Annotated in this window: 28 protein-coding genes and 1 pseudogene; 18 read left to right on the top strand and 11 right to left on the bottom strand. The window is 44.8% G+C overall.

Annotated features, from left to right (window positions below):
- Positions 1–108: 108 nt before the first annotated feature.
- The 8 genes from GVY42_RS02530 to GVY42_RS02495 are packed head-to-tail and all read left to right on the top strand — an operon-like array spanning position 109 to position 5,929.
- On the top strand, positions 109–1,026 hold the full coding sequence (locus GVY42_RS02530; RefSeq protein ID WP_159562197.1) for an ABC transporter ATP-binding protein: 918 nt from the start codon (positions 109–111) through the stop codon (positions 1,024–1,026).
- Entirely contained in the window at positions 1,023–1,700 is a 678-nt protein-coding gene (locus GVY42_RS02525) for an ABC transporter permease (protein WP_159562196.1), read from the top strand. The genes GVY42_RS02530 and GVY42_RS02525 overlap by 4 nt, the downstream gene beginning before the upstream one ends.
- 13 nt (positions 1,701–1,713) lie before the next feature.
- Positions 1,714–2,220: a GNAT family N-acetyltransferase gene (locus GVY42_RS02520; RefSeq protein ID WP_159562195.1), complete on the top strand. Its 507-nt coding sequence runs from the start codon at positions 1,714–1,716 to the stop codon at positions 2,218–2,220.
- 22 nt (positions 2,221–2,242) lie between these two features.
- The gene (locus tag GVY42_RS02515; RefSeq protein WP_159562194.1) at positions 2,243–3,067 is read left to right on the top strand and encodes a hypothetical protein; all 825 of its coding nucleotides are present in this window, start codon (positions 2,243–2,245) and stop codon (positions 3,065–3,067) included.
- Positions 3,061–3,951, top strand: coding sequence for a heme ABC exporter ATP-binding protein CcmA (gene ccmA, locus GVY42_RS02510; RefSeq protein WP_159562193.1), 891 nt, complete (start codon positions 3,061–3,063; stop codon positions 3,949–3,951). Before GVY42_RS02515 ends, ccmA begins: the two co-directional genes overlap by 7 nt.
- A complete protein-coding gene (locus GVY42_RS02505) occupies positions 3,948–4,775 on the top strand; it encodes an ABC transporter permease subunit (protein WP_159562192.1) in 828 nt (275 codons plus the stop codon). Before ccmA ends, GVY42_RS02505 begins: the two co-directional genes overlap by 4 nt.
- A 15-nt stretch (positions 4,776–4,790) precedes the next feature.
- Positions 4,791–5,402, top strand: a complete 612-nt coding sequence (locus tag GVY42_RS02500; protein ID WP_371729463.1) for a TIGR00730 family Rossman fold protein — start codon at positions 4,791–4,793, stop codon at positions 5,400–5,402.
- The gene (locus GVY42_RS02495) at positions 5,399–5,929 is read left to right on the top strand and encodes a GNAT family N-acetyltransferase (protein WP_159562191.1); all 531 of its coding nucleotides are present in this window, start codon (positions 5,399–5,401) and stop codon (positions 5,927–5,929) included. The genes GVY42_RS02500 and GVY42_RS02495 overlap by 4 nt, the downstream gene beginning before the upstream one ends.
- 38 nt (positions 5,930–5,967) lie before the next feature.
- Here the strand turns inward: GVY42_RS02495 and GVY42_RS02490 are convergent, their stop codons facing one another.
- Positions 5,968–6,393: a GNAT family N-acetyltransferase gene (locus GVY42_RS02490; protein WP_159562190.1), complete on the bottom strand. Its 426-nt coding sequence runs from the start codon at positions 6,391–6,393 to the stop codon at positions 5,968–5,970.
- A gap of 169 nt (positions 6,394–6,562) precedes the next feature.
- Between GVY42_RS02490 and GVY42_RS02485 the strand changes: the two genes are divergently transcribed.
- The 3 genes from GVY42_RS02485 to GVY42_RS02475 all read left to right on the top strand — a co-directional run bounded on the left by GVY42_RS02485 (position 6,563) and on the right by GVY42_RS02475 (position 8,557).
- Entirely contained in the window at positions 6,563–7,549 is a 987-nt protein-coding gene (locus tag GVY42_RS02485; protein WP_159562189.1) for an alpha/beta fold hydrolase, read from the top strand.
- Positions 7,550–7,735: 186 nt separating this feature from the next.
- Positions 7,736–8,290, top strand: coding sequence for a maltose acetyltransferase domain-containing protein (locus GVY42_RS02480; protein WP_159562188.1), 555 nt, complete (start codon positions 7,736–7,738; stop codon positions 8,288–8,290).
- A 24-nt stretch (positions 8,291–8,314) separates the two neighbouring features.
- Positions 8,315–8,557 (top strand): hypothetical protein, encoded by a 243-nt coding sequence (locus GVY42_RS02475; protein WP_159562187.1) that lies wholly within the window; start codon positions 8,315–8,317, stop codon positions 8,555–8,557.
- Positions 8,558–8,808: 251 nt separating this feature from the next.
- Here GVY42_RS02475 and GVY42_RS02470 read toward each other — a convergent pair.
- The 10 genes and pseudogenes from GVY42_RS02470 to GVY42_RS02425 form a co-directional block, all read right to left on the bottom strand.
- A pseudogene (locus tag GVY42_RS02470) lies at positions 8,809–10,380 on the bottom strand (IS3 family transposase).
- Between the two features lie 205 nt (positions 10,381–10,585).
- On the bottom strand, positions 10,586–11,062 hold the full coding sequence (locus GVY42_RS02465; protein ID WP_159562186.1) for a DinB family protein: 477 nt from the start codon (positions 11,060–11,062) through the stop codon (positions 10,586–10,588).
- 193 nt (positions 11,063–11,255) lie between these two features.
- Positions 11,256–11,783, bottom strand: coding sequence for a GNAT family N-acetyltransferase (locus tag GVY42_RS02460; RefSeq protein WP_159562185.1), 528 nt, complete (start codon positions 11,781–11,783; stop codon positions 11,256–11,258).
- Between the two features lie 16 nt (positions 11,784–11,799).
- Positions 11,800–13,080 (bottom strand): alpha/beta fold hydrolase, encoded by a 1,281-nt coding sequence (locus GVY42_RS02455; protein ID WP_159562184.1) that lies wholly within the window; start codon positions 13,078–13,080, stop codon positions 11,800–11,802.
- Positions 13,081–13,631: 551 nt separating this feature from the next.
- A complete protein-coding gene (locus tag GVY42_RS02450; protein ID WP_047795369.1) occupies positions 13,632–14,279 on the bottom strand; it encodes a 50S ribosomal protein L25/general stress protein Ctc in 648 nt (215 codons plus the stop codon).
- 165 nt (positions 14,280–14,444) lie between these two features.
- Positions 14,445–16,262 carry a DNA mismatch repair endonuclease MutL gene (gene mutL / locus GVY42_RS02445; RefSeq protein WP_074037127.1) on the bottom strand — a complete coding sequence of 606 codons (1,818 nt, stop codon included), beginning with the start codon at positions 16,260–16,262 and terminating at the stop codon, positions 14,445–14,447.
- A 4-nt stretch (positions 16,263–16,266) separates the two neighbouring features.
- On the bottom strand, positions 16,267–18,795 hold the full coding sequence (mutS, locus tag GVY42_RS02440; protein ID WP_159562183.1) for a DNA mismatch repair protein MutS: 2,529 nt from the start codon (positions 18,793–18,795) through the stop codon (positions 16,267–16,269).
- A gap of 53 nt (positions 18,796–18,848) precedes the next feature.
- Positions 18,849–19,280, bottom strand: a complete 432-nt coding sequence (locus tag GVY42_RS02435; RefSeq protein WP_012726155.1) for a RicAFT regulatory complex protein RicA family protein — start codon at positions 19,278–19,280, stop codon at positions 18,849–18,851.
- Positions 19,281–19,338: 58 nt separating this feature from the next.
- A complete protein-coding gene (locus GVY42_RS02430; RefSeq protein WP_159562182.1) occupies positions 19,339–19,797 on the bottom strand; it encodes a GNAT family N-acetyltransferase in 459 nt (152 codons plus the stop codon).
- An 11-nt stretch (positions 19,798–19,808) separates the two neighbouring features.
- A complete protein-coding gene (locus tag GVY42_RS02425) occupies positions 19,809–21,275 on the bottom strand; it encodes an NAD(P)/FAD-dependent oxidoreductase (RefSeq protein ID WP_159562181.1) in 1,467 nt (488 codons plus the stop codon).
- Positions 21,276–21,412: 137 nt separating this feature from the next.
- Between GVY42_RS02425 and GVY42_RS02420 the strand changes: the two genes are divergently transcribed.
- The 7 genes from GVY42_RS02420 (at position 21,413) to GVY42_RS02390 (ending at position 25,812) form a co-directional block, all read left to right on the top strand.
- Positions 21,413–21,913, top strand: a complete 501-nt coding sequence (locus GVY42_RS02420) for a hypothetical protein (protein ID WP_159562180.1) — start codon at positions 21,413–21,415, stop codon at positions 21,911–21,913.
- Complete coding sequence (locus GVY42_RS02415; protein WP_159562179.1) at positions 21,906–22,376, top strand: NUDIX hydrolase; 471 nt, start codon at positions 21,906–21,908, stop codon at positions 22,374–22,376. The genes GVY42_RS02420 and GVY42_RS02415 overlap by 8 nt, the downstream gene beginning before the upstream one ends.
- Positions 22,373–22,894, top strand: coding sequence for a DNA topology modulation protein (locus GVY42_RS02410; protein WP_159562178.1), 522 nt, complete (start codon positions 22,373–22,375; stop codon positions 22,892–22,894). The genes GVY42_RS02415 and GVY42_RS02410 overlap by 4 nt, the downstream gene beginning before the upstream one ends.
- Complete coding sequence (locus GVY42_RS02405) at positions 22,891–23,241, top strand: VOC family protein (protein ID WP_159562177.1); 351 nt, start codon at positions 22,891–22,893, stop codon at positions 23,239–23,241. The genes GVY42_RS02410 and GVY42_RS02405 overlap by 4 nt, the downstream gene beginning before the upstream one ends.
- A gap of 160 nt (positions 23,242–23,401) precedes the next feature.
- Positions 23,402–23,911 (top strand): AAA family ATPase, encoded by a 510-nt coding sequence (locus GVY42_RS02400; RefSeq protein ID WP_256369425.1) that lies wholly within the window; start codon positions 23,402–23,404, stop codon positions 23,909–23,911.
- A gap of 123 nt (positions 23,912–24,034) precedes the next feature.
- Positions 24,035–24,802: a transporter substrate-binding domain-containing protein gene (locus GVY42_RS02395; RefSeq protein WP_159562175.1), complete on the top strand. Its 768-nt coding sequence runs from the start codon at positions 24,035–24,037 to the stop codon at positions 24,800–24,802.
- On the top strand, positions 24,799–25,812 hold the full coding sequence (locus GVY42_RS02390; protein WP_159562174.1) for a histidinol-phosphate transaminase: 1,014 nt from the start codon (positions 24,799–24,801) through the stop codon (positions 25,810–25,812). The genes GVY42_RS02395 and GVY42_RS02390 overlap by 4 nt, the downstream gene beginning before the upstream one ends.
- Positions 25,813–25,821 lie beyond the last annotated feature (9 nt).

The following is a 25,821-nucleotide window of genomic DNA, read 5'->3' as shown; positions in this document are numbered from 1 at the left end:
AATCTTAAAATCTTAAAATCGATAAGATTACTTCATGGTGACCGAATGTACTCTTTGTATGTTACTGACAGTTTGTATAGTGAAGACATCAAAAAGGAGGTTACTTCATTGAACACCATATTACGAACCAAAAACATTACAAAAAAATTCGGCGACCACATGTCTGTCGATCACGTCAACTTGTCCATTCAAGCCGGAGAAATCTATGGATTTTTAGGTCCTAACGGAGCGGGAAAAACGACACTGATGAAAATGATGACCAACTTAGTCTATCCCACTTCGGGTGAAGTCGAGTTGTTCGGAGAACCCTTAAAAGCAGACTCATTTGAACTGTTGCGGAACGTCGGGTCCATCATCGAGTATCCGATTTTGTATGGACACCTCAGCGCCAAAGAGACACTCGAGTTACACTGCGCCTACATGGGATACAAACAAACATCCTTCATTCCGAGCGCATTAGAGCTCGTCGGATTAGCCCAGGTCGGCGACAAACCAGTCCAATCGTATTCACTCGGGATGAAACAACGTCTCGGTCTAGCTCGGGCAATCGTCACCCGTCCGAAACTATTGATCTTAGATGAACCGATTAATGGATTAGATCCAGTAGCAATCAAAGAAATGCGAAGAATCTTTAAGTTTCTACAAGAAGAGTTTGGAATGACACTCTTTATCTCAAGTCATATTTTAGGTGAGATTGAGCATGTCGCCGACACGGTCGGAATCATTCAAAACGGAAAACTGATTGAAGAAGTCACCATTGAAGAGTTACGTTCATCTGGTGCATCAACAATCTTCCATGTATCGAACGCGTATCAAGCTTCAAAATTGCTTCAGGAAAAATTCAGTCTAGTGAACATCACCGTGCTCGATTCAACAAAACTCCAAATCAACGACTCGAATCTCAATCAACAGCTTCTTACGAAAACTTTGATTTTAAACGGAATCGATATTATCGAAGTTGTGAATAAACGTCATTCCTTAGAAGATTACTTCATTGAAAAAATGGAAGGAGGAATCATTCGATGATGCAATTTATCGGCTTGGAAATGAAAAAACATCGACTGAAAAACTTGATGGGTGGACTGTTGATTGCAAACATTGTCTGTCTGTTACTTTTGGTCGCGCTCGTGTTTGCGGTCCGTCATTTAGAAAATCAAGAAGCATTCCCGAACTATCAAACCGTTTTAATGGCTGCAACATCCTTTATCCGCCCCTTGGGATTGATTTTCTCGGCTATTTTACTCTCTCGATTGGTGATCGATGAGTTTCGTCATAAGACAATTTCGCTTATGTTCACGTATCCAATCTCAAGACAATCGATTATGTTACGGAAATCGCTCATGATTATCGTGTTTACCTTTTTCACACTACTGTTCTCGATGGTTTTCCTTTTAGTAAGCGTAGTCGGCTTAAACCCAATCGTTCACTTTGTCAGTACGCCGTTTGACTTCTCTGTCATTCTACAAGCATTTGGCATGATTCTGATCGATGCTCTTCTATTGAGCCTCGTATCATTGATTCCAATGTACTTTGGGATGAGACAGTATTCGACGGCAGCAACGTTCGTCACGGCTGCAGCCATTGTACTCTCTTTATCGACACCACTCGGGACAAGTATGATCTCACTATCGGTTTTGGCGCTTATCGGGCTCGCTTGTCTTTATTTAACTCTTAAAAAAGTGAAGACAGCAGATATTTAAAAGGAGAATTAGGATGGACTTGCTACATTTAAAAAGAATTGTAGAGGGCGAGCGAATTATACTTCGCTCTTTCTCAATTCCTGGCGATCAGAAAGCGATTAAACATCTTTTGACCGATTCGGAAGTTCTACACTATACATGCACGGACTCGGTTGACGAGTGGAACAAAGTGTTCGCTTGGTATAAAAGGAATGAAACCTGCTCCACACGTCTAGACTATGCAATCATCGATGCTCAAACGAATCAACTGATTGGAGAGCTCGTTTTTAATGAGTTGGATGAACAACGTGCCTCCATGAACGTAAGGATTGCCATCGCTCATTCTGGCCGTGGGTCCGGTCTTGGCCAAGAGGCACTCGATTTAGGAATCGCGACACTCTTTACTCACTCGCCCATTCAAGAACTAACGTTAACTGTATATCGGTTCAATAAACGGGCTCTTCATGTATATGAAAAATTAGGCTTTGTGATGACGGATCAGGACGATGATGAGATTTTCATGCGGCTACGACGCTGTTAATACACGCAGGGAGGTGTAACCAATGACGATGAAACGCATGAAGCCTCCTATGCTGTATTTACTTCCCTTACTTTTTATACTTGGTATAAACCAACTCGTACATTTTTTTGGGCTGGTTGATGTATTCGTCATCAGTAACTATATGATCCTTACCCTATATGCATTATTTTTGGGAAGGGCGACTGAACCATTGATTACTGATTCTGACACCACAACTCATCCGACAGGATTAAAGTACTTCTTCCTGGGCTGGTTCATCGGTCTCTCCATATTTAGTACGTTGATGGTCGTCCTCACCTACTTTGAAATTGTTCATCTGAGTCCCGGGCAGGCCTCCATCACTTATTTCTTGAAGTACTTCCCTGTACTAGGAATCGTTGCCGCGCTCGAAGAATATTTCTTTCGACATATCCTCATCCTACGTGCCAAGGATTTTGGATATGGAAGAAACCAAACATTCAGTCTATCTCTGATTTCGTACATCATATTCCATGCGGGATTAAGCACCATTTTATTTGGATATTCCATATCTGCTATCTTTTATGTATTAACGTATACGTTGCTCGGTACGTTGTTGTTAATGGTCCGTTTTCATACATCCAACCTTTGGGGTGGGCTCGGCCTTAACTATTCATTATTAACAATCAGCACATTTCTCGTCTCTTACGATTCCACCTCGGGACATCAACATGCTCTCATGTTGATCACACTGCAACGAAATCAAGTCTATGCATTCCCGACTGGAGAATTGCTGTTGAGCAGTTATTTCCTGGCTGTGTTATTCATCGTTATTATAGTTTTGAGCTACCTCTTTAGAAAAAACAAAAAGGAGAATGACCCATGCTGACGTTACAAAACGTTTCAAAAACATATGAGCACCGTCAAGTCTTGACCGATATGACTTTTGAAATCCCAAGCGGGAAAATCATTGGCTTGATCGGACCGAACGGTGCCGGTAAAACAACATTGATACGCATTATGAACGGGGTGATTACCCCCTCTAGTGGCACCGTCCATTATCATGGTGAGAGTATCGATACTTTACGGACGAAAGCAGGAGTCGTCACTGAAAGCGCTGGCCTTTATCCCGACATGACCGCGCTTGAAAACCTACAGTTTTATGCTTCCCTCTACGGCGTCAAAGAGAAAGAACGCGCCCACGAACTACTTCGTCAGTTTGACTTAGAACACGTCAGTGACACACTCGTCCATACCTTCAGTACGGGAATGAAAAAAAGATTGGCACTTGCCAAAGCAATGCTTCATCACCCTGAAATCCTATTTTTAGACGAGCCGACGAATGGGCTAGATCCTGATGGGATTCGACAGGTACTTGATATGATCCGGCTTGTGAATCAGACACAAGGGACGACCGTCATCATCACTTCTCACCTTTTATATCAACTTGAAAATGTATGTGACACGTACCTGTTTATTGAACAAGGTGTATTGATTGAACAAGGGACGCTATCTGATTTACGACGTCGACATCAGTCATCCATCACCGTCCAAATTCGAACGAACGCTACACTGCAAAAGGACCAGTCGCTTTTAGGATTCACAGGGAAACAAATTGACGAAGAAGTCATTCAAATCACTTTTGAAAATGAGCAGTTCATCACGCCATTCCTCAAAGAATTGATTGCATTCGGCTATACGGTGACCGAATGTCGAATCGTTGGCAATGACTTAGAAGATATCTACTTTAAACTACGGGAGGATTCTTTATGAACACTGCATCGATTTTTGCCGTCATCCAAAAAGATAGCAAGCAAATCTTCCGAAAGAAGATATTGCTCGTCACGCTGATCATCGTCCCGTTATTGATTGGCCTAATCATTCCAAGCGGTGTCACGTGGTTGATTACAATACTCAATGCATCCGTGCTTCAAGATCCAGAAATCTTGAACTTACTCGATCGTTTCTTGACATCGATTGCTAACTCAGAGGTACAACAGTTATCCATAAACGAACAACTTCTGTATCTCTTCTTGAACTACCCGCTCGTGACACTGTTCTTACTCGTTCCTGTAATCACCTGTTCAGTGATTGCTTCGAACAGTTTTGTAAGTGAGAAAGAACAGAACACACTCGAAAGCCTACTGTTCTCACCTATCTCGATACGAGATTTGTTCATCGCAAAACTATTGATTTCTATCATCCCGGCATATTTAATTTCAATTTTTTGCTTCGGCATGAACGCGCTCATCATCAACATGTTAATCACTTCGCGTGATTTTGCTGTGCAATTCCCTTCAACACAATGGTGGATTTTAATGGCTCTCGTTCTCCCAATCCTATTGACGACTACGGCTCTCATCAATCTGGTCATTTCCACTCGTGTCAGCACATATCAAGAAGCACACAATTTGAGTGGATTGATTATTCTTCCTGTCATCGGCTTGATGATTGCACAATTGAGCGGCATCTTCTTCATTGATTCAATGTTTCTCTTGTTCTTAGCTGGGGGGCTTCTCCTTATTAACGGGATTCTGTTAAAATACGCCCTTCGTTTTGGTACGCGAAATCAACTTTTCAATTCCCAAATGTCCTAACTTGGAGGTAATACAATGATTCAATCGATTGCAATATTTTGTGGTTCAAGTATCGGAAATGATCCACTTTATCGTCAAATCGCCGAAGAGACAGGACGATACCTTGCCGAACAGAATATCCGCCTCGTTTATGGCGGGGGAAAGGTAGGTATTATGGGGGCGCTGGCTGATGCCGTGCTGCTACATGGGGGCGAAGTGACGGGTGTCATCCCAACTGTCCTACTTGAACGCGAAATTGCCCATGACAGCTTGACCGACTTGATCGTCGTCGATACGATGCATGAACGAAAAGAGACGATGATGGAGTTGGCTGATGCCTTCGTGGCACTCCCAGGTGGTCCAGGGACGTTAGAAGAATTGTTTGAGGTCTTTACGTGGAATCAAATCGGATTGTTACAAAAACCCTGTGGTTTATTGAATGCGAACGGTTACTTTGATTTAATTGAACAATTATTTACTCATATGATTGAAAAAAAGTTCATGAGCGCTGATGCTCTTCAGATTTTATCAAAGGAAGCCTCAATCTCAGAATTGATTACAAGGCTCTCTGACTATGTTGCTCCTCCTTTGAAGCAATATAAAGACAATCAGTCTTCGACCATAATGAGAGGAGGGAATCCTTCATGATTCAACTTCGTACATCAAGATTAAGTTTAGAGCCCTTTTCAATCGAGGATAGTTTGGAGTTTGCGGCATTGGCGAATGATGAGGCTGTTACATCAGTACTAGGTCTTCCTTATCCGTACAAACTAGAATATGCCGAAATATGGATTCGGCAGCACGATGAATTGATTCGTTCAGGACAAGAATACCCGTTTAAAATCATACATCGTGATAATCAAAGCATGATTGGTACCATCACGCTAAGAATTGATCAATCCAACAATCGTGGAGAGCTCGGTTATTGGATTGGTTCCGCATATTGGGGAAAAGGTTATGCCACTGAAGCGATCGAACGCATGATTCAATATGGATTCAGCGAACTGCATTTGCATAGGATTTGGGCATCGGCGATTGCGTCCAATCTGGGTTCGATTCGCTCGCTTGAAAAAAACGGACTTCTCAAAGAAGGGCAGTTGCGTCAACATAAACGAATCAATAACTTATATGAAGACACCGTCATCTTAGGCATTATCTCTCCTCAAGTGAATTGAAAATACCCGACCAAGAGATGACTCTTGGCCGGGTATTTTCAATTTGATCGTATACACATTTGAATCAGGCGTTCGCCGGACGGATGAACACGTGATGTTGCTTCTTGAAATCCCACTTTTTCATAAAAAGAGCGTGCTCGGACATTCTTTTCAAACACCTCTACACGTCGAATAGGATGAATCGAAGACGCATACTCAATCAATTGAGTTCCAATCCCTTTCCGATGTGACGAAGGGGCCACGAACAGTCCCCCAATCTCGTCCTCGATGACGCTGATAAATCCTACAACACGAGAATTTTCTACGTATATATACGTGACTGCTTCATGCAGATACACGTCCCTTAACAAATCAATCTCGTTACAGATCCAGTCGTGCCCTAGAAAAGAATGATTCAATTTCGAGGCGTGTTCGAAAACGTCAACCACTTCTTCTTCATATTTAGTCAAATAGTCGATGATCATGCATGTTCCCTCCCTACGCCTCAAGTGTAGCGTTTTTTAGTCATAAGGAAGTCATCACTTACTGATACATGTTTAGCGTTACCTTTGCATGACTCCATTCAATTATTAAACGTGACTTTTTTTTATCATACTTAGGAGGTAAAAAGATTGAAAAACTAGGAGGTCTAGCATGTTTCATTTTATTAAAATTACGTTGATTTTTGGTTCAATTATCATGGTGCTCGCGTTTTCGGGTGAATTCCTACTACAACAGCGATATATGTGGACACACGAGGCACCTGGAGATGAGATTGAACTTCAAGACGGTACCGTCTTACATGCTAATAAAGAAGGTTTGCCAGATGGACCCATCATCGTATTTGAAAACGGTTCGGGTATGACGAGCTCTAGCTGGGATAAAGTAACGCGTAAACTCCATGATGACGCCACTGTGATCACCTATGATCGTGCGGGGTACGGATGGAGCGGAGCAGCAAAGGCAAAACGCACTCCTGAAAACATCGTTAACGAACTCAATGAACTTCTGATTCGACTTGATGTAGACCGACCTGTCATTCTCGTTGGACACTCTTTAGGAGGGATGTATGCTCGATTGTTCGCTGAAAAATATCCGGAACGTGTGGAACAGCTCGTTTTAATCGACGCTCGTCCTGAGACATTCTCGCAACAAACAGACGCCATTTTCAAGAGTGCTGACGTCAATCCATTACGCACCGGTTCTCCATCAAAAGAGGTACTATCTCTGATGAAGGCGAGCGGATTGGTTCGTCTCATGCAAGATAAAGTGTTGACGGGGATTCCGGAAGAATATCGACCTGAAGTGTTGAACGTCGACTATCGTAAGAAGTTTTTCTACGCTAAAGAAGAAGAACTCGATTATTTATATGAGATGAATGAGTCTCTAAACTCTCAAAAATTTGATATTCCGGTACACATTTTTGCCCATACTGAAAAATCGAAACTACAGGAAATTGGGCTGAGCGCAGAGCAGGAACTGATGATCGAGCAAGCGTGGCAACAGGGACAAGAAAAACTGAAAGAATTGTCTTCTCAATCTGTTTTTCGTTTGGTACCAAAGGCTGGACATATCATTCAACAAGACAATCCAAAGTTTCTCGTCCGTGAACTACAAGCAATCTTGATGGAGAAACAATAATATCTTGAAGGGATGCATAAGTGCATCCCTTTTTGTCACTCACGAACACTACGATTGTGTCCAGCATACGGAATGTTTTAATGTCATCCATATGACTTTTTGATGACCCTCGCCTACTGCCGCCATATATTTTTAATAGATATAGTGAACATGTGAACTCAAACTCAAAAAGAAAGGTGAATGATGATGTTGACTGAGAAAGAACTGATGATTCGAGGAGAATTATATAACCCGAGCCATCCCGAACTATTACAGGATCGGCAGCTCTGCCGTCTGATGACCGAGGCTTATAATCGAACCTCAATCGAAGAATCTAAAAAAAGGACGGACTTACTCCACTCACTATTCAAAAACGTCGGAGAATCCATCTATATAGAACCGACGTATAAATGTGATTACGGTTATAACATTTGTGTAGGAGATCGTTTCTATGCCAATTTTGATTGTGTCATGTTGGATGTATGTGCCATCACCATCGGTCATGATTGTATGCTGGCCCCCGGGGTTCATATTTACACAGCGACACATCCGACGGATCCTCATCTAAGAACCTCCGGTAGAGAAATGGGTGCGCCCGTAACGATTGGAAACCGGGTATGGATTGGAGGACGCGCGGTTATAAACCCTGGCGTGACCATCGGAAATGATGTCGTCGTCGCATCTGGAGCTGTCGTCACAAAAGATGTTCCAAATGGAGCGATCGTGGCAGGTGTGCCTGCAAAAATTATCGGATATGTATAATTTTTATGAAGGGAGCAGACGAAAATGAAAAAAGTAGATCTCAAGAAACATACTAATAAATATCGCTCCGCTTCTGAAAATGCTAGACATAGAAACTATCCGAATACCAAGTTAGCTAAAAGAGGTTCACTGATTGGTCTATCTTTTGGGAGCGCGTTAACCACGCTGGGTGTTTATGACATGTATAACCATTCAGACGATGCCAAATCTATGTGTATGCTCGGAGTATTAATTTTGATTTCAAGTTTTGTCACTTATCGGATATAAAAATAACTTATTATACAACCTAAACTGTACCCTGAGTAATTGACACTAAAAAAAGTCTATTGCTCAGAGTTTTTGTGTACACTGGACTAAATCATATCGGGAGTGATTTTGAGATGTCGAAGAAACTGTTTACGTCGAAAGAGATAAATGAGTTGGACACGAATAAATACGTCAAGTCCGTGAGCCCGAAAGGAATCACGTATACTGAACTGCTCCCCGTCAAGTAGACAGGGCAAATAATGAAAACCAGCCTAGGCGGCTTGAGCCCTGTATTCGACAGGGCTCAAGCCGTTTAGTCGTTTCTGGAAACGATTGTGGTTGTAGAACGATATGTAGGTCTCGATGGCCGATGTGAGTTCGCTATAGGCCTGGAACTCACGCAAGTAGTACATCTCCACTTTCAAGGTACCCCAAAAACTCTCGATTGGGGCGTTGTCGATGCAACGCCCGACCCGGGACATGCTGCGGGTCATTCCCGCGTCTTCTACCATGCGTTTGAACCCTCTCGAGGTATATTGGAACCCTCGGTCACTATGGATCATCGGACGTGCTCCTGTACGGAGCCCCGCGATGGCTGGCATCATCGTATGGAACACGAGCCCGTTGTTGTTGGACCTCCCGATACGATAGGCGACGATTGAGCCGTCATACAGGTCGATGATCGCGCTCAGATACGCCTTCTTCCCGTCACCGTATTTGAACTCGGTGACGTCGGTGCACCATTTCTCGTCCGGCCGGGACGCACGGAATTCGCGGTTCATCAGGTTCTCGGCCACATGCTGTGGCGTTGACTTCTTATGTCTCTTCTGCTTCCGGCGGATGATCGATTGGATCCCATGGATATGCATCAAGCGATAGATCCGCTTTTCATTGAACGTGGACAGGCTCTGTTGCCGGCGCAGCCGATTGATCGTCATCGTGATCCGACGGTACCCGTATGTGCCGTTCGCCTGGTCATAGAGTAGACGAATGTCCTCCAGAAGCTTCTCGTTCTCTTCTTGACGCACCGAAACGGTGCGGTTCACCATTTGTAATAGGCCGCCCGTGAGATGCCGGCGACCCGACAGAGGAGCACGATGGAAAGTGCCTCCTCTTCGTTCAATTCTTTGATGGCGACATATCGGTGCTGTAGGCGCACCTGGCTGATCACGACCTCCTCTCGATCTCCTCTAACTTTTTTAGGTACAGGTTGTCGGCACGAAGAAGTTCGTTCTCAAGCTCCATTTGCCGGATACGGCGTTTCAGCTTCTCTTCTTCACTTAGTTCGTCCTCTGGTTTGGTACGCCCACGGCGGTCTAGGAGCGCTTCTGCACCGTTCGTGTCATATACTTCTTGGTCCAACCATAGACCTGGGCATAGGACACCTGATATTGTTCTGCCGTCTGCTGGTAGTTTCGACCATTCTCCAAACAGTATTTCACGATCTCAAAGTGCTCTTCGAACGTAGTTTTTCTTTCTTTTTTCATAGCTAGACCCATCCCTTTTCTCGAATCTGCTAACTCGCTATGACTAGTATACTTCCTAATCCACCTGTAAAGAACAGACCAACTACTGATGTGATGTTTGGAGAGAACATCCATTCTAGTGGACCCATCGAGATAGTCACGGACGGCAGCGATCTTCTGTTCCTTCGTGTAAGGTCTCCAGGTCCTCGATTCCTTCAACGCGTCGATCCCACCGGTATCGAACTTCACTTTCCACACCTGGAGAGTGTGCCTAGAGACGTTATGAGCCTCCCTGATTTCATTCCAAGTATATGTTTCTTCTTCCATCATACGCAGTGTACTCAGTTTTTGTTCGATTGAATGCCGACTTTTCGCCATAAAAAAACACTCCCCAATAGAATAAACAGATTTGTTATTTCATCTGTCTACCTATTGGGGAGCATACCAGATTGTCACGTACTACATTTGTTTCTAAAAATAAAAACATGATATGTAGAATCTGAAGAAGCACTCAAAGTAATATATACCATATCGCTAAAAATGCATACAAAGGGCAAGACTTTTCAAATCCTTGCCCTATTTATCAATCCCATATTTTAGGGCGATCTATTTTCATTGTTCTCATATAGTTCAATAATTGACCTGTATGAACCGACTCGTGATAAGCGATACGCATTAACATATCTCCGAGCGTTCGAACGTAACCGACATTAGACCGGTCAATTTCAACGTTTTCTAAGTCATTTAGACTAAGAGACTTAATGTAATTTAAAAATTTTTTACGATAAGTCTCCGCAAACGCAAGTTCATCATCTACTGTTGTAAACTCTCTATTAGCAAATGGGTTAGACACATTAAATAACGCGTTATCCCCTCCTCCAATGAGGATTTGGTGATAAAGAAATTCACTTTCTAACACATGCCTAATCATTTCAGCACAGCATAAAGCATCTGAATCAGGCTTCCAGTTTAACATTTGTTGAGGTATTGCTTTCCAAATTTTTATACTCCTGCGTCGAATCTCTTCATAATTTAATATGATTAAATTATTAGTGTTCATTAATATTAATCCCTCCTCTTTGAGTTTCGAAATACGTTAAATTATATTAAAATTTAGAGACCGTTAAAGTTTTCCTTCTCAAAAAAAGTCTTACTAGAACAGTTTGTTCTAAAAGTGGTTTTCTTGTCTCGTTCATTTTTATCATGACGATCGTACTTATATTGACATCTTTTTTGATTGTAGAAACTATTAATTAATTAAACGCTTTTGAATATATCACTTTTTTAACATCTTCTCCCAAGGACTGTTTCTTTAACTCTAAAACCATGAACAATTCGTCTGGTACGTCAAATGGGTTTTGAACATGATAATCGCTGGCTTTTACGAACCCAAACTTCGGATAATATTCAGGGTGGCCCATTACAAAAATCGCAGGATAATTTGTCAAACGTGCCTGTTGGATCGCATGTTCAATCAGTTTTCGGCCAACGCCTTGATTCTGACATCTTGGAATGACTGAAACAGGGGCGAGCGCAAGACACTCTTCTTTCACACCCGTAGGACGCACCACGTACATGACCGAAAGCATGAGATGACCAATAACTTGATTGTCATCGTCTACTGCTACAAATGACAAAGAATTAATGTACTCAGGACTATTTCGAATTCGCTCGACTAAGAATTGTTCTTGATGATCACTAAAGACCTCGTCTTTAAATGCTGCCTCTACGACTCTCTCGATTGCTGAAACGTCTTCTTCTCTCTCAATCCGTATCTTCATAACGAATGCTCCTTTCTCAATCCCGGTAAAATTCATCTAAAAACGATGTGATCGACTTGTTTATTTCGAGTGTGATCGTTGAGGCGTTAAATAAAGATGTGGTACGCAATAATGGAGAATAATTGACGAAGTCTGTAAAGTTCATATGTGACGCCCCTTCAACTTCATATTCCCTCACAGCCAAGTAGCTAGCCCACTTTGAACGTTGTTCAATGTCGTCGATTAACTTCTGATCGACCTCTGCATTTGATTGGTCAGTGCTTGCTTCCCTTGGGTCCGCTTTCAAATATAAATATGGCTTCTCTAATCGTTTTTGAGGCGGCTCACCAAAATGTGTACCATCTAAGTTCACACCAATCGTCACATTATCGATTTGCTGCATTGCTTGAAATGCACTTGCACCTCCAAATGAATGTCCAATGACACCAACATTTTTCAAATCTAGACGCGCCTCGAACTTCTCTTCGTTCATCTCGTTCAAACCAGACAGAACGGTTCGGATGTTAGGCAACCACTCTTTTTCCACAACTGCGTCCCACTCGTCTAGTCCCAATGGATTAGGTAACTGATTGTTCATTCCGATAATCTTTTCGCCTTTAAACGTCGATGCGATTGAATATCCTGGGTGATCAATCGATACTGTGACGTATCCTTGACTTGTCAACTCTTCCGCCAAATGAGTGAGAAAAAATCGACTGCCAGGAAAACCGTGCGATAACAGGATGACAGGATACTCGATCTCCTCCTTCGAGAGTGAATCACTTCCCGCTGCATGACTATGAGATTGAACTTCCTCTAGTTGACTCAACAACATGGATGGGACAGAATATTCTTCAGATATTTGTTCAACGAATAACTCTGTGTCTGAAAAGTATGGTAATCTCTCCCCCTCGTTCTGATCGATTGGAAAACGAATACTTGTTCGTATCGGAAGAGACTGCTCATCACTATAAAATTCTTGTTCAATCATCCCAACACTAAACTGCCCCGTCGGTTCTGGTAATCGAAAGACAGGAAAGAGCACTGTAAACACAATACATACACTCAGTAAGATAAAATATATTGTCTTGTAGACAAATTTAAAGCGCTTTTTCTTGAAGTGTAGTATCAAATACAAGATGAGCGAACCTACCCAAAACAAGATCCAATATATTCTCCATGCATCAATTAATAGAAGGATGATTCCAGTCAGTGCGATAAGCAAGGACTGCCACATCCCGATCCTTCGACGAGTTAACACTCCAAACATCAATACACCTAGTGTCAGATATAGAGCAATGATTACACTTTGCAACATAAGAGCACCTCCCATTCCATCATAGAAGAACCCTTAAATCATGAAGTAGTGCTACAAGTCATCATTTAGTCATTATGTTTTGATTCAATCTGCTCAATATTTGCTCTACCTCAGCTATGTTTTCGCAATTAGATGAAAAAACCATCTGTTTTTTGTCATTTAATTACTTTTCGACCAGATATAAGTTTTTATAAAATGAGACCGATTTATCCATGCATCTTCTCTGATTCGCTTGTAGAAAGCATGATTCAAATGATCTATATCAAACGCAAAGCGAAATGTAGAAATTGTCTATCCATCTCGTACTCTATTTCCCACACACCATTTGCGCAGCAAAGATAAATCGTTCAGTCTTCAATCTTATACTATTGGCACCAAACTTCTTCACAAAGTCCTTTAGGTTCCGTGACTTATTCATCGAGATTGATGAAAATATAGGATAGAGTTAAACGAACCCTAAATAGCAATGGTATTTTCACATCAAAAATTCAGAAAAACAAAGGAGCATCACCCCATCTAGGGATGATGCTCCTCTTTTATAATCGAATTGCTTATTCTTTATCCTCAGTCGATTCTTCAGCTTCTTCAGAAGAAGCTTCTGATGCTTCCCCTTCAGTTGAACCTTCTTCCGATTCTTCGTCTTCAACTTCTGCAACCGGCTCATTCACAGAGGCGATGTGCATATCTGGTTCCGAGACGATCGTGTACGATTTGTCTTCTGGAAGATCCGCTACGGTCACCGAATCACCGATTCCAAGCTCTGACACATCGAGTTCGATGCGTTCAGGGATGTTGGCCGGTGTCGCAGCGACCGTCACTTTATAAAGTGACTGGGCAAGATATCCGCCTTCTTTGACGCCTTTCGCGTCGCCAACAAGGACGATATCCGCTTCAACTTCTGTCTCTTCATCCATCTTCACGGCCATGAATTCGACGTGCTGATAGAAGTTTGTGAACGGGTCCGTTTCCGATCCGTGCACGAGCGTGTTGATTTTATTTCCATCGTAATGGAGTTCAATCAAGGCATTGTCACCGTGGTCTCGAAGAATTTTACGAAGGTCCATCTCGTCAAATACGATTGGAGTGCTGTCTACTTTGTAGCCGTAGACGACGCCTAACGCTTTTCCTTCCTTACGCAACTTCGTGCGCAGTGACCGTGGGCGTAATTCTCGTTTTGATACTTGAAGTTTGTTCGTCATTTTCTTTTCCTCCTACATGGATATACATTTCATGTCGACATCTTGAGGGTGAGGCAGTGAAAAAGCCACCTCTCAACCTCGATGCGTTGAGTGACATGTGTATAGTTTTCCCATGAGGACGGCTGAATAAACGTTACATCGTGTTAAAACAAGGTAACAAGACGATTACATGACGCGTTTAAATAACTTCTCAAGCTCATACGTGCTCCATTTCACGAGAATCGGTCGCCCGTGCGGACACGTAAACGGAGACGTCGTACGACTCAAATCATCAATCAATTGTCGCATCATCTCCATATTGAGTGGATGATTCGCTTTGATCGATCGTTTACACGCCATGAGGATTGATGCTTCTTCGCGATATTTCGCGATGTCGATTGACCGCTGTTGAATGGCCATCTCCACCAGATCACGAATCGTGCCCTCTAAGTCATGTTGCGGATACCATGTCGGAATCTCACGGACAAGGAACGTGTTACCCCCAAACGGCTCTAACGTGATGCCTGCATCCGCTAGAAGCGGGAGCACTTCTTCGATAGCGAGCGTCTCTTCTTGCGTGAACTCTAACGTCAGCGGAATCAACAGAAGCTGATACTCTTTTTCCGGACGTCCTAACTGCTCATAAAACAACTCATACTTGATGCGTTCCTGAGCGGCATGTTGGTCCATCACGTACATCCCGTCTTCCGCTCCACAGATGATATAACTCGAATGCAGTTGCCCGATGACGTCTAGTGCCGGTAAACGCTCCGACTGACGTACAGACTCCTCGACCTGTTCTGGTTCGATCATCTCTGCCTCCGGCTCATGAACGAGCGGAGCCGGGTTCCACTGGGATGGTGACGTGAGCGTCTCCTTCCGTTCTCTCGGAATCGGATAGTTCCACTCGACCGAATCTGCCTGTTTAGGTTGGGGCTCCATCGAAAAGTCGAGTTTCGACTGTTCAGAAGGTGTCACACGTTTCGGCTTCGGTTCTTGTTTCACAGACGGAATGAGACGTTGTTCCCGGAGTGTCAATTGAACGGTCTCTCGGATGAGCTGGCATAGTTCTTTTTCTTTCGACAAACGCACTTCACGTTTCGTCGGATGGACGTTCACGTCAATCAACATCGGGTCCATCTTCACTTCGAGCACGGCAATCGGATAACGACCGATCGGTAAGAGCGTATGGTAGCCTTCAAGCACGCTTTGGGTCAGTGCAAAGTTCTTGATGCTTCGACCGTTTAAGATGAGAGTCACGTACTGTTTGTTCGAACGGGTCACTTCCGGTCGCACGAGATGGGCGCTCAGCGTATAATCGTTCGTCTTGCTCGACGCCGTGACGATTTGTGCAGCGACTTGGCGACCATAGATGGCAAGCATCACTTGTTTCAAGTCTCCATTCCCGTTCGTACGCAACAATTCTTTCTCTTCATGAAAGACCGTGAATCGAATCTCCGGATGAGACAGCGCTAAACGGTTCAACGTATCGGTAATGCTCGCAAGTTCCGTTGCTGACGTCTTCAAATATTTGAGACGGGCCGGTGTGTTGAAGAAGAGCTGGCTAACCGCGATCTCGGTCCCGATGTTCGTAGCTGCCGGATTTGTCGCCTTGACGACTCCACCTTCAAGCGTCATCTCAAAGCCATCCTCCTCTGCTCGCTTTGATTTCAACAAGACGTGACTGACCGACGCGATCGAGGCGAGCGCCTCACCACGGAAGCCGAGCGTCCGAATGCGGAACAAGTCGTGCTCGTCCCGGATTTTACTCGTCGCATGTCGTAAGAAGGCTCGGGCGGCGTCTTCTTCATGGAACCCATGCCCGTTATCTCGCACTTTGATTAGACGGATGCCCGCCTCTTGTAAGTCGACGTCTACTTTCGTCGCTCCCGCGTCAATCGCATTTTCGACTAATTCTTTCACGACGGAAGCAGGTCGCTCGACGACCTCCCCGGCTGCGATTCGGTTCGCGAGCTGTTCAGGTAACTCTCGAATGATTCCCATCGACTCACCCTTTCTTTGCGGTCTGTTGCAGTTCATACAGCGCCTGCATCGCTTCGATTGGATTCATTGCCAATAAATCGAGTTTGAGTAGCTGTTCTCGAACAGCGTCAGTTGACTCGAACAACGACAACTGGCTGACTTCTTCCACTGGGAGTGGAACAGCCTCCTCGTTTAAAACAGGTTTCGTCGCCTCCGACTCGAGTTCTGACAGAATCGTTCGGGCCCGGTCGATCAACGAATCCGGAAGTTCGGCCAATTCTGCCACATGAATCCCATATGATTTGTCTGCACGTCCTGGATGTACTTCATGCAAGAACACGACACGCCCATCCCGTTCAATCGCCCGGACATGAACATTCTCAAGTGTCGGAATCGAATCTTCGAGCACCGTCAATTCATGATAGTGCGTTGAGAAGAGTGTCTTCGCGCCGATTGATGAAGCGATATATTCCACAATTGCCTGTGCGAGCGCCATTCCGTCATACGTCGACGTCCCGCGACCGATTTCATCTAATAAAATCAAACTATGTTCCGTCGCCTCAGTGACAGCTTGGCGCGTCTCGGTCATCTCGACCATGAACGTCGACTGTCCGCTCACCAAATCGTCCGCCGCACCGATTCGTGTAAAGATACGGTCAAAGAGCGGAAGTTCCGCCGCTTCTGCCGGGACGAATGAACCGATTTGATGAAGGATCGCGATCAAGGCAAATTGACGCATGTACGTCGATTTACCGGACATGTTCGGACCCGTGATGAGCAACATTTGACGTGTGTCGTCAAGCGTCAAGTCATTGGCGACATATTCGCCTCGCGGCAAGACCGTCTCAATGACAGGGTGACGCCCACGTTCAATTTGGACGTGAGATGTCGTAACTGGGCGAACGTATTCCCGCTTCTCCGCCACAACGGCAAGAGCGAGGAGCACATCTAATTCACTGAGTGAGCGAGCCAGCTGCTGAAGGGGCTTCGTATACGTCTTCACTTCTTCTCGGAGCGCGACAAACAAGTCATATTCGAGCGTACAGCTCTTCTCTTCCGCACCTAAGATGAGGGCTTCCTTCTCTTTCAGTTCTGGCGTGATGTAACGTTCCGCATTCGTCAACGTCTGTTTCCGCTCATAACGTCCTTCTTCAAGCAACTTCGCATTCGCTTTCGTCACTTCCAAGTAGTAACCAAATACGCGGTTATACCCGACCTTTAACGATTTGATACCGGTCGCGATGCGTTCCTGTTGTTCGAGGTTGGCAATCCACGATTTTCCGTTCGCTTTCGCTTCTAACAGTTCATCGAGCTCATCCGAATAACCATGACGAATCATCCCGCCCTCTTTCGTCGAAATCGGAGGTGAATCGACAAGGGCAGCCCGGAGCTGTTCACTCAATGTCTCGAACGAGTCAAGATTCTGTTCGATTTGCTGCAAGCGATCGGCTTTCACCGTTTGTAAGAGTGACCGGACAGAAGGCATCCGCTCGAGTGTGTCGCGTAATTGGACAAGGTCTCGCGCATTCGCCGTCCCGTACCCGACTTTCGCGACAAGCCGTTCGATATCGTAGACTCGCTTTAACTCTTCTTGTAGTTGATCGCGCAACATGAAGTCGTCCACTAAGTTCTCTATGGCGTCCTGTCGCTCTCTGATGCCTTGCTCCGTATAAAGTGGCTGTTCAAGCCAACGTTTCAACAATCGACCGCCCATCGCCGTCGTCGTCTCATCGAGGAGAGAAAGGAGTGACCCTTTCCGTTCCCCGGAACGAGCCGAACGGAACAATTCAAGATTTCGGGCCGTATTGGCGTCAAGTTGCATGTGTTGTTCAACTTCATAGGCGACTGCTGGTTGCAAGTGGTCAAGTGAACGTTTCTGTGTTTTCGTCAAATAGGCAAACAGCAATTCAAATGCCGAGCGTTGTGCCTCATCTTTTGCACCTTGTGCGAGTGGACTATTCCGCTTGTCCACTTGAATCGAAAGTGGGATCCCGGTCTGTCGCAATAAATCAGCGAGTCGTTCATCCTCGACGATGACCTCGTTCGGAAGCAATCCTTCGATTTCTCGTAACACAGCTTCTTCTGACGAGAGTGTCGTCAACCATGATTCACCGGTCGTGACGTCACCGCGAGCAATTCCGAATCGCCCTGCGACGTCCGAGATGGCGACGAGATATCGGTTTTCTTTTTCACTGAGTGACGCCATGTATGTACCCGGCGTGATCACTTGGATGACTTCCCGCTTCACGAGTCCCTTCGTCGCTTTCGGGTCTTCTGTCTGTTCACAGATGGCGACGTTAAATCCTTTTTCAATCAATTGTTCAATGTAGATGGCTGCGGAATGATGCGGAACGCCACACATCGGGATTGGATGCTTGGCCTGCTTTCCGTTTTTAGAAGTGAGCGTGAGCTCTAACTCTTTTGCAACAATTTGTGCATCTTCAAAAAACAACTCGTAAAAGTCGCCGAGTCGATAGAATAAAAAGGCGTCCGGATAGTCGGCCTTGATAGAGAAATATTGTTTCATCATTGGTGTCTGATGGACTTCTTGCATGTTGATTCACCTCTAGAAAGTACAACAGCTGACCATCGGCCAGCTGTGTCGTTTTAGTATCCGCAGCCGCCGCGTGCTTGTTCAGCCGCCATGCCGCTCCCTGTCTTTCCTGCAAGGACGTCACCGTCCGTCGATTCGATGATACGGTCCGTTACGGAGTTTGCGAGCGTCACCGTCACGTATTGAAGCAAATCGTTCACTTCGACTTGAGTTTCCTGGAACGCTTGAACGACCGGAATTGAATCGAGTTCTTCCATCGCTTTATCAATCTTTTGCTCGACTTTCGCAAGTGCTTCCGTCTTGCCATAGTGCTTACAGTTGACGGCTTCTTTTTGTAAGAACTTGATTCGTTTAATCAAAGTCTGTACGCGGTCACTTCCGTTTACTTTCGCTTCCGCTTCTTTGAAGCGCGCCACTTCTGGTGTTTGTGCTAATACATCTGCCAATTCTCTTGCTTTTGCAATTACTTGTTGATCGGTCACCATTGTAAACCCCTTTATGTCTATAATGTAATCGTGCTCAAAAGCACGTGAATGTTCTTTCTCATTCTAACATGAACGATTCCGAAACGGTACTAGCGGGATTCGTTGATTCACGTAACATATCGACATGTGGAATACTATCTTCTTGATACACATCACTCGTCCGTTTGAAGCCAAACGAGGCATAAAAAGGTTCCACATACGTCTGCGCTTGCAGGTATAACGTCTCATGTCCAAAATCTTTGATTGCCGCATCCATCAAGAGGCGGGAATACCCTTTCCCTCGATGCGCCGCTTTCGTGACGACACGTCCGATGGCGACCGGAGATGCTTCCGTCAATACGCGAAGGGCGGAGACAATCTCTCCATCTTCTTCAATCCAATAATGGATGGCTTGTTCATCTTTTCCATCGATTTCTTGATACGGACAGTTTTGTTCGACGACGAAAATCTCAGTTCGTAACGCCAGTAAGCGATACAACTCAATCGTTGTCAGTTCATCAAATGCTTTTTTCTTCATCATTATTCCCCCTAATCAATCGTCACCCCGAGTGCTCGAGCGACATGTAATCCGCTCGTCATCGCGCCAATCGTCCCCGCTCCTGGAAATACGGTATCCCCGCACACAAAAAAGTTCGGCAAGTCGGTGCGATAACTCGCAGCGCGAAAGAGCGCCTGGCTAGGAGTCTGCGCATAACCTCCGACTGCCCCATGCGGTCGCTTCGTGTACTTTACCCATGCCCCGGGTGCACCGGGAAGGAGAAGTGACGACTCGCGATTCCACGCAGGAAATGCAGTCGCGACAACGTCGACGAGACGATTGGTCCAATCTTTTTCTAGTTTCTCATATGCCGCCCGGTCTTTCCAATCTTGCCATTCCGATAAATCGATATGTGTAGATACCGTGATGGTTCGTTCCGGTCGTTCTGTCCGTAACACGTCGTCTGGCGCGGACATGGAGATGAACGCATGCCCGCTCGGTAATCGCTCGTGATAGATTTGTTGAAACAGCGGTTTCTGTCGACACACATCCTCAGGTAAGACGAGGTACAGACTGAACGTGCCCCATTGTGACTGCTTCAACTGTCTGCGATACTGTCGTTTGAAGCGTCGTTGTTCCTGTCCTCTCAGAAGTTCGCTCGTCCGCTCAATCGGAATGGCGGAAACAATGACATCGACTAGTTCAAGTCGTCCTCTTCGATCGGTGATGAGCCATCCATCCGTCACCTGTTCGATGGATTGGACGTCCCTCCCTAATTTCGTTTCGCCACCAAATGCTCGAACGGCGCGCTCTAACGCATGAGCCAATTGATATAGTCCACCTTCAACATAGTACGCTCCCTCGTGATAGACCGACAGTGCCACTGCACCAAGTAAATGACTCGCTTCTTTCGCACCGGTCTGCAAACTGTCGAGCAGAACGCCATCGATAAATCGTTCGAACATTGTACCGCTTAGTCCATGACGGGCCAACGTGTCGCCGAGTGTACGCTGGAGTTTCATTAGCGCTGTGATTTGATTCGGCCGGAATCCTTTTAGTGCATAGATCATATCCGAGACCGTGCAAAGTGGAAGAGCGGGCAACTGCTGAAACAACGGACGAATCTTCTCAAAATCGCCCCACACTTCACGATAGAATGCATGAATCGCCTGACTGTTCTCAGGAAAAGTGCGACTAAGCTCTTCGAGTAGATGTTTGCGGTCGCGATAGTAGGTGACGGTGACGTCATGAAGATGAATGTCCATCACTTCATCAAGTAAGGTGACCTCGATTGATTCTCCCAATTTCTGAAGGACACGCTGATGGACTCCTCCTCGTTCAAATCCCATCCCTAGTGTCGCACCAGCGGGAAACAAGTAGTCCCCACGTTGAAACTTACCGGCACACCCCCCCCATTCACGTGACGCTTCAAAGACGGTTACGTCATGTCCTTCTTGTTGCGCGAGCGCAGCTGCCGTCAATCCCGCAACGCCCCCACCTATGACCCCGATTTTCATGAACATCCCTCCTCTCTGTATCATACCCGCTCCTTTACAAAATTGAAGAAATGAATCGGTTTTTGAGATTCGGGATGTCTTTTAAAGGGTTCCGATTCTCTTATGCAGAAATAGTTTACATCTAAAAAGGTAAGGTGATGAAAATGCGTAGTCGTGTCATGGTCTATTTGTTGATTCCCATCCTCATTTTTATTGGTATACTGATTACCCCGCCTTCCGAAGAATCGCTCAAACTCGCGACGATGACCGTCGTCAGCATTCAAGAGATGATTCCTTACGAAAAAGAGTATACGGCACAAAAAGTGCTAGAAGAACGAACCCTGGACGACAAATCAGCCATCATCGAAGAATGGCGTCTCGAACAAGGGGCGAGAACGTCTTATAGTTATGTGCTCAGACTGAGAGGATTTGAACATGTGACACAGATTGATGCAGGGGCAGCCAACACGAGATCGGACGGCTATTACGCGATGCAGGCGCATAGCCCGATCTTTGAGACGGATAAACCGGTATCGACAGACTATCCAATTGTCGTGTTCAGTTCGGAACAACGTCTTGTTATCGGACAGATGGATGTCCGGGTCATTTACGAAGAGGACGGTCAATTGAAGAAATGGATTGTATTGGAGGATGAATAAGTTGAAAAATTATATACATTCGATGAGAGAGCTCATCGGTAACCGTCCGTTCATTATGGTCGGTGCTGCAGTAGCTGTACAAAATGATAATCAAGAATTTTTATTTCAACTAAGGAAAGATACAAAGGAATGGGGACTTCCTGGAGGGGCGATGGAACCAGGAGAAACAATTGAACAAACAGCACAAAGAGAGTTGTATGAAGAAACGGGTCTCTCTTCCAACCAATTAACTCTAATCTCAGTTTTCTCTGGCCCTGATTTTTTCTTTGAATATCCAAATGGCGATCAAGTACATAATGTTACCCATTTATTCATCACTGACACAGTGACGGGCACGTTATGTTTAACCGATGATGAAGGAATAGATTTAAAATATTTTTCACTACAAAATCTACCAGAAAACATGGATGCACGGGCAAAGTTAATCTTATCGAGTCCATCAATGAAAGAAGTGACTATATGAAACGCATCATGGTCATCGGTTCTGGTGGTGCGGGGAAATCCACACTCGCCCGTCAACTAGGTAAACGATTACATCTCGATGTCTATCATTTGGACGCTCTCATGTGGAGACCGGGATGGGTGATGGCACCGAGAGAAGAACGAATCGACATCCAACAACAACTCGTGAAGAAGGATGAATGGATTATCGATGGAAATTTCGGGAATACCCTTGATTTACGACTACAGGCAGCGGACACTGTCATTTTAATCGATCTTCCACGCATCGTCTGTATATATCGCGTCCTCAAGCGAGTTGTCCGATATCGTGGTACGACACGACCGGATATGGGTGCATCCTGTGAGGAAAAACTCGATTTCGCATTCCTGAAGTGGGTTTGGAATTTTCCTGACATTCAAAAGCCAGAGATGGTCAAACGAATCAAACAATATTCTCACGAGAAACAGATCATCGTTTTAAAATCTCGGAAAGATGTTGAAAACTTCATTCATCAAATGAAAAGGCAGGAGTTTCTATGAACCCTATCCTTCACAAAATCGGTACCATTTTCATTCCGGTAAGTGATATTCAAAAAGCGCGTGACTGGTATTGTGATTTATTTGATCTTTCAACAAAAGGAGAGATCTTATTCGACCATTTATATGTCATTCCATTAGAGGGTACGAACCTCGTTTTAGATAGTAAAATCTACTCAAAAGAGAACATCATCCAGACACCGCTGTTTCACTTAAATACGCACGATATTCATCAAGCTTATTCTTATGTGACTCAACACGACATTGAGGTCATCACACCCATCGAGCACGAACATTGGTTCAATTTTAAAGATCTTGATGGAAATGTCATCATGGTATGCAAATGCTAACATCGGACCAAGCCTTTAATCAGCCATATCAGGTTATTCAGGTCGCTTGTATCGAAGATTACATTGAAGAACTGAGCCATTATAACAAGTAATTCAAGTTGTATGAGAAATAAGATTTACTCCTACTTAGATAAGAGGTGATCATCTGTTTTTTCTTCAAATGTCTGGAACCCCTGGATCAGGAAAATCCACATTGGCTAAACGTATCATCCAACATGTACATGCGGTCGTCATCGATCATGATGTTTCAAAGACCTCCCTACTCCATACGCTTCCTGATGGTAACTTCTCAGATGGAGAAATTGGGAAGATGGCTTATGATGTCGATTGGTCCCTCGCCGAGTATCACCTATCACTTGGACAAAACGTCATTCTCGACAGTCCTTGTCTCTATGATGAAATGCTCGATAAAGGGATAGCGATTGCCACCAATTACGGAGCGACTTATCGTTATATCGAGTGTCGTCATGAAAATTACAAAGAAATTAACGCACGACTTCGAAACCGTGTCAGACGACCGAGTCAAATTGATCAAATTTCGTATGAGAATTGGTCTAAGATGAATGAACACTGCAAGCGGCCTACTAACCATCCTTACTTACAAACCTATACGATGGACAATCGGGAACTTCCGATTGAGCGAATTATGTCGTATCTTTTGGAAAACTAAGAAGAGAACGCTTTCAGATAGAAAGTGCTCCTCTTTTTAATAATTTTGTATATTTATGCTTTACAATTAATAATCATACATATACACTTAGTCTCATCTACAACAGGGAGGCATTATACACATATGAAAAAATGGTTATTAGCAGGATCACTTATGATGAGCGCAGTATTACTCGGTGCATGTAGTCAAGAGACAGAAGGTGAAGCGACAGAACAAAAAACGCTCGTCATGGGGACGAGCGCCGATTACTTCCCATATGAATTCGTTGATACGGCAAACGGGGATGCGATTGTCGGATTCGATATTGAAATCGCAGAGACGATTACAGAACGTCTCGGTTACGAATTGAAGATTGAAGATATGGACTTCGGTAGCTTACTCGGAGCCTTGAACAGCGGGCGTGTCGACTTCGTCATGGCCGGGATGACACCAACAGAAGAGCGTAAAGAGAATGCGGACTTCTCAGACATCTATCTATCCGCGACAAACTTGATCATGACAAAAGACGAGTCCCTTCAGGCAATCGAAGATTTGTCTGGTAAGAAAATCGGTGTCCAAACGGCTTCGATTCAAGAAAATATCGCTAAAGAACAAGCAGCAAACGCTGAACTCGTATCGTTGAACAAGATCCCTGAAATCGTTCAAGAGTTGAACACAGGTCGAATCGATGCAATGGTCATCGAAGACACGGTCGCACAAAAGTATTTAGACCAAGATGACAGCTTCTATACATTCGCTTTGAAAGAGGATGGCGAAAAAGGATCAGCTGCTGCCTTCAAATTAGATGATGAGTTACGCGACCAGTTCAACGAAGAGTTGAATAAAATGATGGAGTCAGGTGAAATCGATGAATTGGTGAAAAAATGGTTTTCGATGGAGCCAACTGAATGAGACAAATCGAGCTTCCGATCTATCCCGTCGTTTATCCGACGGGACATCGGTTAAACCAAAATGAAAGTCAGTTCCCGTTACCTGACCGTATCAAGAGTCAGCTTGATTCGTTGACGTATCATGACTTACACGAATATCCGGTCGAACCGATCAATGAATTGTTCGAACGCTACGCTGCGTACGTTGGCGTCACACCCGAGCAATTACTCGTCGGTTGTGGGAGTGATGAGATGATTCATGTCGTGACGCAAGCATTGCTCGCACCACATGACATCGTCTTGTCTCCGGCACCTGACTTTTCGATGTATCCAATCTTCACGACCATCGCACACGGTCATCATGTTCAAGCCGTTGATTTATCGTATGAGGGAATTCTAGAGGCGATTGAGACACATCATCCAAAACTTCTTCTCCTATCGAATCCGAACAATCCAACCGGAAAGCTGTGGACCATAGAAGAGTTGACGCATCTCGCCTCACTCGTGCCATATATCGTGGTGGATGAGGCCTATATGGACTTCACACCAGATGCGAGCATGATCCCGTTCATTGCCACCCTTCCGAATCTCATCGTCCTTCGCACGATGTCAAAAGCGTTCGGATTGGCAAACGTACGAATCGGATTCATGGTGACAAACTGCGAACTCGCACACTATTTCCGTCAATTCATCCCACCGTTCAACATTAGCGGGGTGAGTGCAAAGATTTGCAACATCTTCTTAAAAGATGCGACTTATCTTCAAGAAACAATCGAATGGCATGACGAGATGCGTCAAAAGTGGGCATCCGCATTTAATTCAATTGGTCATGTCCTACCTGCCTCGACAAACTTTTTGTACATCGAACTCGAGCAACCTGAAGCGGTATGGACGCATTTGACCGCATTGAACGTACACACGTCGAAACAACCGACGGGGATTCGGGTGACGATTGGGGACGAGGCGGCGCTTCATCTTGCACATACAGCTATTCAACAGTACATGGAAACAAGTCATGTAAAAAACTCCTGAACCTCGTGT

This window comes from Exiguobacterium sp. 8A (assembly GCF_902506275.1).
In the GTDB taxonomy this organism is placed as follows: domain Bacteria; phylum Bacillota; class Bacilli; order Exiguobacteriales; family Exiguobacteriaceae; genus Exiguobacterium; species Exiguobacterium profundum.
The sequence above is the reverse complement of the archived record's forward strand: the minus strand, read 5'-3'. Positions and strand labels throughout refer to the sequence as shown.